14 protein-coding genes and 1 pseudogene are annotated in these 12,433 nt (G+C 73.1%); 5 read left to right on the top strand and 10 right to left on the bottom strand.

The window, feature by feature from the left end:
* The first annotated feature begins 24 nt into the window (after positions 1–24).
* Positions 25–410: pseudogene (locus CIK06_RS13385) on the top strand (FKBP-type peptidyl-prolyl cis-trans isomerase).
* Positions 411–486: 76 nt separating this feature from the next.
* On the opposite strand, the gene CIK06_RS13380 reads toward CIK06_RS13385, so the two are convergent.
* The gene (locus CIK06_RS13380; protein ID WP_095565113.1) at positions 487–999 is read right to left on the bottom strand and encodes a cyclic nucleotide-binding domain-containing protein; all 513 of its coding nucleotides are present in this window, start codon (positions 997–999) and stop codon (positions 487–489) included.
* 213 nt (positions 1,000–1,212) lie between these two features.
* Positions 1,213–2,490: an Ig-like domain-containing protein gene (locus CIK06_RS13375; protein WP_095565112.1), complete on the bottom strand. Its 1,278-nt coding sequence runs from the start codon at positions 2,488–2,490 to the stop codon at positions 1,213–1,215.
* A 502-nt stretch (positions 2,491–2,992) separates the two neighbouring features.
* Between CIK06_RS13375 and CIK06_RS13370 the strand changes: the two genes are divergently transcribed.
* Positions 2,993–4,225, top strand: a complete 1,233-nt coding sequence (locus CIK06_RS13370; RefSeq protein WP_232534194.1) for a radical SAM protein — start codon at positions 2,993–2,995, stop codon at positions 4,223–4,225.
* Positions 4,226–4,278: 53 nt separating this feature from the next.
* Here the strand turns inward: CIK06_RS13370 and CIK06_RS13365 are convergent, their stop codons facing one another.
* From CIK06_RS13365 to CIK06_RS13335, 8 genes are all read right to left on the bottom strand, one after another.
* Positions 4,279–5,064, bottom strand: coding sequence for an IclR family transcriptional regulator (locus CIK06_RS13365; RefSeq protein ID WP_095565111.1), 786 nt, complete (start codon positions 5,062–5,064; stop codon positions 4,279–4,281).
* Positions 5,061–5,450, bottom strand: coding sequence for a 4-carboxymuconolactone decarboxylase (pcaC, locus tag CIK06_RS13360; protein ID WP_095565110.1), 390 nt, complete (start codon positions 5,448–5,450; stop codon positions 5,061–5,063). Before pcaC ends, CIK06_RS13365 begins: the two co-directional genes overlap by 4 nt.
* On the bottom strand, positions 5,447–6,415 hold the full coding sequence (gene pcaD, locus CIK06_RS13355; protein WP_232534193.1) for a 3-oxoadipate enol-lactonase: 969 nt from the start codon (positions 6,413–6,415) through the stop codon (positions 5,447–5,449). Before pcaD ends, pcaC begins: the two co-directional genes overlap by 4 nt.
* Before the next feature lie 70 nt (positions 6,416–6,485).
* Positions 6,486–6,659 carry a hypothetical protein gene (locus CIK06_RS30985; RefSeq protein ID WP_232534192.1) on the bottom strand — a complete coding sequence of 58 codons (174 nt, stop codon included), beginning with the start codon at positions 6,657–6,659 and terminating at the stop codon, positions 6,486–6,488.
* Positions 6,653–7,057, bottom strand: a complete 405-nt coding sequence (locus CIK06_RS13350) for a hypothetical protein (RefSeq protein WP_232534191.1) — start codon at positions 7,055–7,057, stop codon at positions 6,653–6,655. Before CIK06_RS13350 ends, CIK06_RS30985 begins: the two co-directional genes overlap by 7 nt.
* Complete coding sequence (gene pcaH / locus CIK06_RS13345; protein ID WP_095565109.1) at positions 7,050–7,784, bottom strand: protocatechuate 3,4-dioxygenase subunit beta; 735 nt, start codon at positions 7,782–7,784, stop codon at positions 7,050–7,052. Before pcaH ends, CIK06_RS13350 begins: the two co-directional genes overlap by 8 nt.
* A complete protein-coding gene (locus CIK06_RS13340) occupies positions 7,781–8,575 on the bottom strand; it encodes a CoA-transferase subunit beta (RefSeq protein ID WP_095565108.1) in 795 nt (264 codons plus the stop codon). Before CIK06_RS13340 ends, pcaH begins: the two co-directional genes overlap by 4 nt.
* Complete coding sequence (locus tag CIK06_RS13335) at positions 8,572–9,390, bottom strand: CoA transferase subunit A (protein WP_095565107.1); 819 nt, start codon at positions 9,388–9,390, stop codon at positions 8,572–8,574. Before CIK06_RS13335 ends, CIK06_RS13340 begins: the two co-directional genes overlap by 4 nt.
* 471 nt (positions 9,391–9,861) lie before the next feature.
* Between CIK06_RS13335 and CIK06_RS13330 the strand changes: the two genes are divergently transcribed.
* Genes CIK06_RS13330 through CIK06_RS13320 form a run of 3 tightly spaced genes read left to right on the top strand, consistent with a single transcriptional unit; the run spans position 9,862 to position 12,430 of the window.
* On the top strand, positions 9,862–10,827 hold the full coding sequence (locus CIK06_RS13330; protein WP_095565106.1) for an ABC transporter substrate-binding protein: 966 nt from the start codon (positions 9,862–9,864) through the stop codon (positions 10,825–10,827).
* On the top strand, positions 10,824–11,642 hold the full coding sequence (locus CIK06_RS13325; RefSeq protein ID WP_198348237.1) for an ABC transporter permease: 819 nt from the start codon (positions 10,824–10,826) through the stop codon (positions 11,640–11,642). The genes CIK06_RS13330 and CIK06_RS13325 overlap by 4 nt, the downstream gene beginning before the upstream one ends.
* A complete protein-coding gene (locus CIK06_RS13320) occupies positions 11,639–12,430 on the top strand; it encodes an ABC transporter permease (protein ID WP_095565105.1) in 792 nt (263 codons plus the stop codon). Before CIK06_RS13325 ends, CIK06_RS13320 begins: the two co-directional genes overlap by 4 nt.
* The last annotated feature ends 3 nt before the right edge of the window (positions 12,431–12,433 follow it).

Below are 12,433 nucleotides of genomic sequence, written 5' to 3'. Positions count from 1 at the left end.
TTCGGCGGGAGAGTTCGGGCCCGCATGCGGAAAGGACAGCAGATGACCAAGCCCACGGTGGAACCCCCGCCGGCCCGCCACCGACCGAACTGGTCGTGGAGGACATCACCGTCGGCGACGGCCCTCGGGCCGAGCCGGGGCGCCTGGCGACCGTGCACTACGTCGGGATCTCGCATTCCGACGGCCGGGAGTTCGACGCCTCCTGGAACCGGGGTTCCGCGTTCACCTTCCCGCTCGGCGGCGGCCACGTCATCTCGGGTTGGGATCAGGGCGTCGTCGGGATGCGGGTCGGCGGCCGGCGCCGGCTGGTGATCCCGCCGCATCTCGGGTACGGCGAGCGCGGCGCGGGCGATGCGATCCGGCCCGGTGAGACCCTCGTGTTCGTGGTGGATCTCATCGACGTCGGGTAGCCCGTCGACCGCCGGCACGCCGCGACCGGGCTCGGCCCGCGGCGGGCCGGCGCGCACCGCCGACGCGAGCCGCCCGCTACGACGGCGGATCGGGCGACGGTTCGGGTGGCGGCTCGGGTGGCGGCTCGGGCGACGGCTCGGGTATCGCGGCGTGCAGCCGGTGCCGGGTCACCTGCAACCGGTCCACCACGACCCGCAGCAGCCGGTGGGTCAGTTCGAAGCCGAGCAGTGGATCGCGCTGGCACAGCTCCCGCACGCCCGGCCCGTCGAGTTCCACCGCGTACGTCGTCTGCCGGGCCACCGCCCCGAAGTTCCACCGGTACGGCGGGAAGAACCACGACCAGCCGAGCACCGTGCCCGGCCCCAGGGTCTCGATCACCACCCGGCCCCGGCCGGGAAGGTCGGCGTCCACCTCCAGCATGCCCCGGTCGACGAGCCAGAACCGGTCCGCCGGCGCGCCCTCGACGAACAGCCGCGCGCCGGCCGGGAAGACCGCCCGCCGGGCGTGCCGGGACAGCCAGTCCAACTGCCAGTCGGTCATGCCGGCCACGAACGGTTGGCCGGCGAGCAACCCGTACCCGTGCCCCATCGCCGTCTCCGCCCGTCCAGCGCCGTCACCGCCGCCACCGCCGCGGTTCTCGCGGGTGGCACCCTCCCAGGGTGGACGCGGCCGGCGCGGCCGAACAGGGCCGAACGGCCCGCGGGACAGGCCCGGGACCGACCCGCCCGGACAGCCCCGGCGGACCGATCCGCCGGCAGAACCCGGCCGGACCGGCCCGCCGGCCGACGATGGGTCCCCCGCTCAGCCGCCCGAGTTGGACGGGGCGGCGGCCGGGGCACTGCCGGCCGGCGAGCCGCTGCCGGACGGTGTGCCGGACGCCGGTGGCGGGCTGGCCGCCGGCTTCAGGTCCGCCGGTACGGGCAGCGCGCTGCCCTTGACGAACTGGTCCCAACTGTCGTTCCAGGCCGTCCAGCCGTTGCCACGGGTCAGCTTCACCTCGGTGCCCTGCACCGAAACGAGGTCGCCGATGTGGGTCACCCCCATCAGCCAGTTCGCCGTCGTGGTGGAGACGTTGACGCAGCCGTGCGAGGTGTTGGTGTAGCCCTGCTCCCCCTCGGACCAGGGTGCCGCGTGGATGAACTCGCCGCCCCAGGTGAGCCGCTGGGCGTCCTGCACGGTGACCACGTAGCCGCCGTTCGGTTCGCCCCGGGTGTCGAAGACGGTGGTGTCGAACTTCTCCATGATCACCATGTTGCCGCTCGACGACGGGGTGCTCGGCTTGCCGAGGCTGACCGGGATCCGCTTGACCAGCTTGTCGTTCTTGTAGACCGACATCTGCTTGGTGTGGTTGTCGATGTCCATCCGGACCGCGTCCGGCGCCACGGTGGCGACCGCGGTGTGGTCGTCGTCGCCGAAGCCGGACTTGCCCATCGGCAGGCCGGCCAGGGCCGCGCGGGCGGTGATCCGGGTGCCGGTCTTCCACGGGTCCGGTGCCCGGTACTCGGCCTGGCTGCCGTCGTCGAGCCAGGACCAGGTTCCCGGCTGGGGCGGGTCGGTGCCGACCAGCATGCGCTTCTGCACGGCCGCCCGCTGTTCCTTCGGTACGCCGGGGTCGAAGGCGACGGTGAGCGGCATGTTCACCCCGTACGTCTCGCCGTTGCGCAGGTTGAGGCTGGTCTGCACCTGCCGGTCCGGCTTGTCCATGGTGGTGAACTTCGTCGTGGCCGTGGTCGGCTTGCCGTCGGCGTTGACCGCGGTGACCTGCGCGGTGTAGCTGTGCCGGTAGTCCAGCGGGCGACCCGGCAACCAGGACGACCCGTCGGACCGCATGGCGCCCTCGATCCGGGCGCCCTTGTCGTCGGTGAGACTGACCTCGGTGACCTTGCCGTTGGTCGCCGACGCCACCACCTCGCTGCTGATCGGCACGTTCGTCGCGTTCGCGGCCGGAGTGAGCGCGACCGCCGCGGGTGGCGCGTCCGACTTCTTCGCGACCGGCTTGCCGCCACTGGTGCATCCGGCCAGCACCAGGGGTCCGCAGGCGGCCGCCAGCGCGAGCCCGATCCAAGGTCTGCGCTTCATAACCCCCCCAATCCGTTCTCCATTCGTCACATTCTGTAATCTCAGCCGCGATCCGCGTGCCCGTTTTCCAGGAGCCCATCCGCGCAAATCCCTTACGACGCCGAAGAATCCGGAGCAGACGCCACCAGAGCCGATCAGCAGGGCCGAAAGACAAATTACGTACAGTAATCGGATGTGCGGGATCGAACCGGGCAGCCGGCTCCCCGGATCGGTATCGACCCGACTTCTGGCGGAGTCGGTGGGTACGGCGTCCGTCACACCCGACGCCCGGGCGGTGGCGGTGTCCGGGCGGTGGAGCATCATAGGTCGGGTGGCGGGCTTGGCCCGTCCCGGCGGCACCGGCCCGACCCGGCCCCACCAGGGCGGCGGCGGCCCTACCGCCGTCGACGCGGAGCGAGGGAGTACGGATGCAGACCCGCACCGATCTCATTGAGGACCTCATGGCCCGGTTCCCGCACATCCCGCGGGAGGCCGTGCTCAAGGAGGACCTGTTGCGTGGGGTGTGGCGTTCGACGACTCCGCGCTCACCGACAACGAGGGCGGCGAGGTCAAGCCGAAGTCGTACTTCATCTTCTCGTTCGACCACCGCACGCTGCCGGAACTGGGCAACGCGGCGCTGCGCCGGCCGCCGGAGGAGATCGTGCTCACCGGCGGCCCGTACGACCTGCGCCGCACCGTGGTGTCGGTGCGGGTCAACCCCGACTCGCCGTACCGGGTGGCCGACGGCGGGGACGGCATGCTGCGGCTGTTCCTGGACGGCCGGCCGATCGGCGACGTCGGCCTGCCGCCGATGCCCGAGTACTACCGGCACACGCTGAGCAACGGCAAGTCGGTGATGGAGGTCGCGCCGACGATCCAGTGGGGCTACCTGATCTACCTGACCGTGTTCCGGGTCTGCCAGTACTTCGGCGCCAAGGAGGAGTGCCAGTACTGCGACATCAACCACAACTGGCGCCAGCACAAGGCCGCCGGCCGGCCGTACACCGGGGTCAAGCCGGTGGACGAGGTGCTGGAGGCCATGGAGATCATCGACCGGTACGACACCGCGGGCGCCTCCCGGGCGTACACCCTGACCGGTGGCAGCGTGACCTCGAAGGTCGACGGGCTCGCGGAGGCCGACTTCTACGGCCGGTACGCCAAGGCCATCGAGGAGCGCTTCCCCGGCCGGTGGATCGGCAAGGTGGTGGCGCAGGCCCTCCCCCGCGCCGACGTGCAGCGGTTCCACGACTACGGGGTACGGATCTACCACCCCAACTACGAGGTGTGGGACAAGCGGCTGTTCGAGCTGTACTGCCCCGGCAAGGAGCGGTACGTGGGCCGGGAGGAGTGGCACCGCCGGATCCTCGACTCGGCCGAGGTGTTCGGCCCGCGCAACGTGATTCCGAACTTCGTGGCCGGGGTGGAGATGGCCGAGCCGTTCGGCTTCCGCAGCGTCGACGAGGCGATCGAGTCCACCGGCGAAGGGCTGGAGTTCTTCATGTCCAGGGGGATCACGCCGCGGTTCACCACCTGGTGCCCGGAGCCGACCACCCCGCTGGGCCGGACCAACCCGCAGGGAGCGCCGCTGGAGTACCACATCCGGCTGCTGGAGATCTACCGCGCCACCATGGAGCGCAACGGGCTGACCAGCCCGCCCGGGTACGGTCCGCCCGGGGCCGGCAACGCGGTCTTCTCGGTCAGCTCCTTCATGGACACCCTGCCCGCGCAGACCGAGCCGGCAGCGATCCCCGGCTGAGGGCCCGACCGGGACAACCCGGGGCCGGCCCTGGCTCGCCAGCGGCGGTCCCTCTAACGTCCGGCGACGCCCAGATCCTCCTCGATCTTGCGGGCGGCGCCGAGCAGCGGCGGCAGCAGCTCCCGGCGGATCACCTCCGAGGTGCCCCGGCTGGTGTGCGCGGAGACGTTCAGCGCGGCCACCACCGCCCCGTCCTCGCCGTGCACCGGCACGGCCAGCGAGCGCAGCCCCTCCTCCAGTTCCTGATCGACCAGGGCGAAGCCCTGGGCGCGGATCCGGGACAGCACGCCGCGCAGCCGGCCCGGGTCGGTGATGGTCCGCCGGGTCAGCGACCGCAGCGGCGCGCCGTCGAGGTAGTGGTCCAGCCGGTCCTCCGGCTGGGCGGCCAGCAGCACCCGGCCCATCGAGGTGGCGTACGCCGGGAACCGGGTGCCCACGCTGATCGCCACCGCCATGATCCGGCGGGTGGTCGGCACCCGGGCCACGTACACGATCTCGTCGCCGTCCAGCACCGACATCGAGCAGGACTCGTGTACCTGCGCGACCAGGGTCTCCATGTGCGGCTGCGCCACCTGGGGCAGGCTGAGGCTGGACAGGAAGGCGTAGCCCAGTTCCAGCACCCGGGGGCGCAGCGCGAACAGCCGGCCGTCGGTGCGGACGTACCCGAGTTCGACGAGGGTGAGCAGGAACCGGCGGGCGGCGGCCCGGGTCAGCCCGGTGGCCCGCGCCACGTCGCTGAGGGTGAGCTGCGGATGCGTGGCGTCGAACGCCCGGATCACGGCGAGCCCGCGTTCCAGCGACTGCACGAACTCGGGCCCCCGGTTCGGCTCCCCCGTCACGTGTCCTCCCGCCGCAGCGCTTGCCGGGCCACGGAAAAGGCCCGGTTGGCCGCCGGGACGCCAGCGTAGACACCCACCTGCAACAGCACCTCGGCGACCTCCGCCTCGGTGAGCCCGTTGCGCAGCGCGGCGCCGACGTGCATGCCCAACTCCTCGTCGTGGTGCAACGCCGCGAGCACCGCCAGGGTGATGCAACTGCGGGTACGCCGGTCCAGGCCGGGCCGGGTCCAGATCTCGCCCCAGGCGTACCGGGTGATGAAGTCCTGGAAATCGGCGGTGAACGCGTCGGTACGGGCGGCGGCCCGGTCGACGTGCGCGTCGCCGAGCACCTCCCGGCGCACGGCCGTGCCCTGGCGCCGCCGGTCCTGGTCCGTCCCGTCGGTCATGGCGCACCTCCCAGATGTTCGATGAGCAGCCGGGTCACCTCGGCCGGTTGTTCGACGTTGGCCAGGTGGGCCGCGTCCGGCAGGACGTGCAGCCGGGACCGGCCGATCCCGGCGGCGATCAGCCGGGCGTGCGGCACAGGCGTCGCCGGGTCACCGGCGCCGGCGACCACAAGCGTCCCGGCCCGGATCCGGGCCAGGTCGGGCCGCAGGTCCAGGGCCGCGATGACCTCGCAGCAGGCCGCGTAGCCGGCCGCCGGCACGCCGGTGAGCATGGCCCGGTAGTCGGCCACCCGGTCCGGGTGCCGGGCGGCGAAGCCCGGGGTGAACCAGCGGGCCAGCACGGCGTCGGCGACCGCGGCGGTGCCCCCGGCCCGGACGGCGGCGGCCCGGTCCCGCCAGTCCTGGGCCGGCGGCAGGTGGGCGGAGGTGCACAGCAGGGCGAGCCGGTCCACCCGGTGCGGCACGGTCGCGGCCAGCCACATCCCGACCATCCCGCCGAGCGACAGGCCGGCGTACGAGGCGCGCCGGATGCCGAGCGCGTCCAGCACCGCCAGCAGGTGCCGCCCGAGCGTCTCGACGGTGCACCGCGCGGGTGCCGGCGGGGCCTCGCCGTGGCCGAGGTGGTCGTAGCTCAGCACCCGGAACCGTTCGCCGAGCGCGCCGAGCTGCTGCTGCCACATCCGCCGGGTGGTGCCCAGCGATGCGCCCAGGACCACCACCGGGGCGCCGTCCCGGCCGGCCAGCTCGACCCCGGCCGGCCAGCGGCGCTCGGCGGTGGCGGCCGGCGCCGTCCGGGCCGGCACCGGGCCGGCTGCCGGGCCGGCTGCCGCCGGGTCGGACGGCACCGGGCCGGGCGCCCGCGGGTCGGACGGCACCGGGCCGGACGCCCGCGGATCGGACGGCACCGGGCCGGACGCCCGCGGATCGGACGGCACCGGGCCGGACGCCCGCGGATCGGACGGCACCGGGCCGGACGCCCGCGGATCGGACGGCGGCATGCCGGACGGCGGTCGGACGGACGCCGGCACGGCGCCCTCAGATGGCGAAGAAGACGGTCTCATCGTCGCCCTGCAACCGGATGTCGAGACGGAACCCGGCCGGCTCGGCGCGGGCCAGCAACGTGTCGCGCCGCGCCGGGTCGACGCCGGCCAGCACCGGGTCCGCCGCGTTGGCCGGCTCCTCGTCCGGAAAGTACAGCCGGGTCACCACCCGGTGCAGCAACCCGCGGGCGAAGATCGACAGGTCCAGGTGCGGCGCCTCGGTCTCCCCTCGGGGCCGGGCAGCGGACCCGGTCTGACGGTGTGGATGGCGTACCCGCCGTGCGCGTCGGTGGGGCTGCGGCCGAAGCCGCGGAAGCCGGGGATGCCCGGCCGGTGCGCGCCGCGCGGGTCGTCGGGGTGGTCGAACCGGCCGTCCGGGTCGGCCTGCCAGCTTTCCACCAGGGCGTCCCGGACCGGTTCGCCGGCGCCGTCGCGGACGGTGCCGCGGACCCAGAACGCCCCCGGGGTGCCGGCCGGGACCACGTACGGCCCGTCCGGCCAGGGCAGCCCGATGTGCAGGAACGGGCCGACGGTCTGGGCCGGCGTCACCCCGAGCCGCTCAGTCATCGTCGCCCTCCTCGAACGGGGTCCGCCCGCGACCGCGCAGCACGATGTCGAACCGGAACCCGAGCGCCCACTCCGGGGTGCTGGCGTCGTGGTCGTACGCGCAGACCAGCCGCTCCCGGACCGCCGGGTCGGGTATCGCGTTGAAGATCGGATCCTGGAAGAACAGCGGGTCGCCCGGGAAGTACATCTGGGTCACCAGGCGCTGGGTGAAGGCCCGGCCGAACAGCGAGAAGTGGATGTGCGCCGGCCGCCACGCGTTGCTGTGGTTGCGCCAGGGGTAGGCGCCGGGCCGGATGGTGACGAACCGGTACCGGCCGGCGCTGTCGGTGACGGCCCGGCCGACGCCGTCGAAGTTGGGGTCCAGCGGGGCCGGCCAGTTGTCGTTGACGTGCCGGTACCGGCCGGCCGCGTTGGGCTGCCAGATCTCCACCAGGGTGTCCGGCACCGGCCGGCCGTCGCCGTCGAGTACCCGGCCGTGCACGATGATCCGCTGGCCGATCGGCTCGCCGGCGTGCTGCCGGGTCAGGTCGTGGTCGTGCTCGCCGAGCCGGCCGGCGCCCAGCAGCGGGCCGGTCACCTCGGTCAACCGGTGCGGCAGCAGCACCAGCGGCTGGTGCGGGGCGCGCAGCAGCGTCGAGCGGTAGGCGGGGGTGTCCAGCGGCGGGTGGGTACCGGCGGGGTCCCGGCGGTAGCCGGGCAGCACCAGCCGGGTGCCGGGCTCGGTCATGGGAGTTCTCCGGTCAGCGCGCGGAGCACGGTCAGTTCGGCGGCGGTGGGCGGGTCGGTGCTGGCCAGGTCGGCGGCGACCGCGAGCGGCCAGCCGGTGGCCGCCCGGGCCTGCTCCACGCTGGCCGCGGGGTGCAGGTGGGTGAGGGTCAGTTCGCTGGTACGCGGATCGGGTTGCAGCACGCCCAGGTCGGTGATCACGACGCGCGGCCCGGCGCCGCGCAGGCCGAACCGCTCCCGCGCGCCGGGACCGTCGCCGTAGCCGACCGATGTCACGAAGTCCACCTTGTCAACGAAGGTACGCCGGTTCTGCCGGGCGACGACGACAACCTCGCCGCAGGAGGCCGCGATTTCCGGGGCACCGCCGGCGCCGGGCAGCCGGACCGCGGGCGCGGTGTAGTCGGACCCGATCACCGTGGTGTTGATGTTGCCGTACCTGTCGAGTTGGGCGGCGCCGAGGAAGCCGGTGCGGATCCGGCCGGGCTGGAGCCAGTAGTTGAAGACCTCGGGCACCGGGACCACGGCGTCGGCGGTGTCGGCCAGGATGCCGTCGCCGATGGACAGCGGCAGCCGTCCCGGCTTGGCGCCCAGGCAGCCGGACTCGTAGATCAGCACCAGGTTGGGCGCGTGGGTGGCGCGGGCCAGGTTCGCGGCCGTGCTGGGCAGGCCGATGCCCACGAAGCACGCGGTGCCGTCGTGCAGTTGCCGGGCGGCGGCGACCGTCATCATCTCGTCGGCCGTCCAGTCGGCGCTCGGCGCGGCGCTTCGCGGCGCGTCCCGGTCCACACTCATGCCCGGTCCCCGGCCATCAGCACGTGCCGCTCCATCCAGTCGGTGAAGGTGTCCCGGTCCCGGCTGATCCCGTCCCAGGCCACGTAGAAGTCGTTGTCCCGGTCGGAGTAGCCGTGCGCGTACGACGGATGCGCGCCGCCGGGCACCTCGGCCACCGCGGTCACCGCCCAGCCGGGCAGCACGACCTGGCCGGGTACCGGGTCGAGCCGGTCGACGATCTCCTCGACGGTGACCAGCGAGCGGCGGGCGGCCAGCACCGCCTCCTTCTGCACCCCGCTGATGCCCCAGAACTGCACGTTGCCGGCCCGGTCGGCACGCTGGGCGTGCACCACGGTGACGTCGGGCCGCAGCGCCGGTACGGCGGTCAGCACCTCGCCGGTGAACGGGCAGGTGACCGGCCTGATGTTGGGGGTGTGCCGGGGCAGGTCGGTGCCGGTGTAGCCGCGCAGCACCGCGAACGGCAGGCCGGAGGCGCCGGCGACGTACCGGTTGGCCATCCCGGCGTGGCTGTGTTCCTCCAGGTCGAGGGGAACGGGCCAGCCGTTCTCCACGGCGTCGCGGAACCGGTGCAGCGAGCCGACCCCGGGGTTGCCGCCCCAGGAGAAGACCAGCGCCCGGGCGCAGCCCATGCCGATCATCTGGTCGTAGATGACGTCGGGGGTCATCCGGACCAGGGTCAGGTCCCGGCGGCGCTGCCGGATGATCTCGTGTCCGGCGGCGAACGGGATGAGGTGCGTGAAGCCCTCCATGGACACCACGTCGCCGTCGCCTACCAGCCCGGCGATCCCGTCGGCCAGGGATACCAGTTCGGCCATCGGCCTTCCGCCTTCCCGGTCGCGCCACCGGCGCCGGCCGGGGCCGGTGCGCCCGCCCCGGCGTGGTCCGGACGGGTCCGGGCCGGGCGGCGCACGCGACGGGCCGGGCCACGAGCCGTGTCGGCGTTCGCTATGCGGACTTCCGTCCTTATCTCGAACGTAATGCCAGCCGGCGCGATCCGTCAACGCACCGACCGGCGCGCACACTAGCCCGGAATTGTTTCCGGCCGACCCGTTGACGTGACCGCCACCACACGCATACGTTCTAGATGAGAACAGCCGTTCGCTTTGCGAACATGCCCCGGTCAACCGTTGGGTCCACGGCCCGGACCCCCCGACGCGGTCCGCCCGGACCGCCGGAACCGTCACGCGGTCCACCCCCGGACCGCCGGAACCGTCACGCGGTCCACCCCCGGACCGCCGGAGCCATCACGCGGTCCGTGCCGGACCGCCGGACGCGGGAGAATCCACATGCGACGCAAAGCCCTGGTTCCCGGCGCGTTCCTGGCCGCCGTACTGCTCGCCACGGCGGCCTGCGGCTCGTCGTCCGACTCGGATGACTCCTCCGCCGGTGGCCCGACGAAGGTCAAGGTCGGCGCCATCCCGATCGTCGACGTCGCGCCGCTGCACCTGGGCAGGGCCAAGGGCTTCTTCAGCGAGCAGAACATCGACGTCGAGGTGGTCAACACCACCGGCGGCGCCGCCGCCATCCCGGGCGTGATGAACGGCGAGTTCGACTTCGCCTTCGGCAACGTCGTGTCGCTGATCGTCGCCCGGTCCCAGGGCATCCCGCTCAAGGCGATCGCCGAGGGCAACTCCTCCACCGGCGAGCAGGGCAGGGACTTCGGCGGCATCGTCGTACCGAAGGACAGTCCCATCAACTCCGCCGCCGACCTGGCCGGCAGGACCGTCGCGGTGAACAACCTGAAGAACGTCGGCGACACCACCGTGCGGGCCTCCATCCGCAAGGCCGGCGGCGACCCGGCGAACGTGAAGTTCGTCGAGCTGGCCTTCCCGGACATGCCCGCCGCGGTGGCCAACAAGCGGGTGGACGCCGCCTGGGTCGTCGAGCCGTTCTTCACGATCACCCAGCAGCAGGGCGCCCGGGTGGTCGCCTCCAACTTCGTCGACGCGGCGCCGAACATGACCGTCGCGGTCTACTTCACCAACGAGAAGACCCTCACCGAAAAGGGCGACCTGGCCAAGCGCTTCACCGCGGCCATCGAGAAGTCCCTGGCGTACGCCCGTGAGCACCCCGACGAGGCCCGCGAGGTGCTGCCGACGTACGCGAAGATCGACCCGGCGGTGGCCGAGAAGATCACCCTTCCGGCGTGGCCGGACCAGGTCAACCGGGAGTCCGTGCAGACCCTCGCCGACCTCATGCTCGGCGACGGCCTGATCAAGGAGAAGGTCGACGTGTCGGAAATGCTGCCGTGACCGGTACGGCACCCGCGGCCGGCGCGCGGACCGCGCGCCGGCTGCCCGGCCAGCCGGTCCTGCTCGGCGCGCTCGGCCTCGGTGTCTTCCTGCTGGCCGGCGAGCTGGTGCCGCGGATCGGCCTGGTCTCCCCCGACTACCTGCCGCCGACCAGCCGGATCGCCGCCACCGGCATCGACCTGCTGGGCAGCGGCGCCTTCTGGACCGCCGTGGGCGACACCGTGCACGGCTGGTTCCTCGGCCTCGCCCTCGCGGTCGCCCTCGGCACGGTGCTGGGCTTCGCGATCGGCATGCTGCCGCCGCTGCGCGAGGCCACCTCCTCGACGATCGAGTTCCTCCGGCCCATCCCGTCGGTGGCGCTGATCCCGCTGGCCGTGCTGCTGTTCGGCGCCGACCTGCGCTCGGTGCTGCTGCTGGTCACCTACGCGGCCTTCTGGCAGGTGCTCATCCAGGTGCTCTACGGCGTCCGCGACGTCGACCCGGTGGCCACCGACACGGCCCGGGTCTTCGGCCTCGGCCGGTGGGGCCGGATCCGGTACGTCACCTGGCCGACCGCGCTGCCGTACCTGCTCACCGGGGTGCGGCTGGCCGCCGCCGTGGCGCTGATCCTCGCGGTCACCGCCGAACTGGTGATCGGCGCTCCCGGGCTGGGCAACGAGATCGGGGTCGCGCAGACCGGCGGCGCCGTTCCCACCGTGTACGCCCTGGTGGCCGCGACCGGCCTGCTCGGCGTGGCGGTCAACGGCTGCACCCGGCTGTTGGAGCGCCGGCTGCTGGCCTGGCACCCGTCGGTACGCCGGGAGGTTCCGGCATGACGGGCGCCCGCCGGTTCGGCCGGCACCTGCTGGCCGCGCTCGGCCTGCCGGTGGCGCTGCTGGGACTGTGGTGGGTGCTGTCGGCCGACAGCCAGAGCTACTACCTGCCGCCGCTGTCCCGGATCCTCGGCGCGTTCCCGGACGTCTGGCTGACCAGCGGGCGGCTGCGCTCCGACGTGCTGCCCAGCGTGCTGCGGCTGCTCACCGGCCTGGTGCTGGCCGGCCTGCTGGGCGTCGGGCTCGGCGTGCTGGTCGGCTCGTCCCGCCGGCTGCGGGCGTTCTGCGAACCGGTGCTGGAGTTCCTCCGGGCCGTTCCGCCCCCGGTGCTGGTGCCGGTGCTCATCCTCTTCGCCGGCATCGGCAACTCGATGAAGGTGCTGGTCATCATCTCGGGCTGCCTGTGGCCGATCCTGCTGAACACCATCGAGGGGGTGCGGGCGGTCGACGAGGTGCTCGCCGAGACCTGCCGCTGCTACGGCATCCGGGGGCCGGCCCGGCTGTGGCACCTGGTCATCCGCTCGGCGAGCCCGCAGATCGTCACCGGCCTGCGTCAGGGTCTCTCGGTCGGGATCATCCTCATGGTGATCAGCGAGATGTTCGCCGCGAGCAACGGGCTGGGCTTCACGGTCATCCAGTTCCAGCGCAGCTTCGCGGTCACCGACATGTGGACCGGCATTCTGCTGCTGGGACTGCTCGGCTTCCTCCTGGCCACGGCGCTGCGCCTGGCGGAACGGCGGATCCTGGGCTGGTACTTCGGGCTGCGCCGCGCGCAGCGGGACGGGAGCTGAACA

The sequence above is a fragment of the Plantactinospora sp. KBS50 genome (assembly GCF_002285795.1).
Taxonomy (GTDB): Bacteria; Actinomycetota; Actinomycetes; order Mycobacteriales; family Micromonosporaceae; genus KBS50.
Note: the sequence above shows the minus strand (reverse complement) of the source record. Positions and strands in the feature narration are given on the sequence as shown.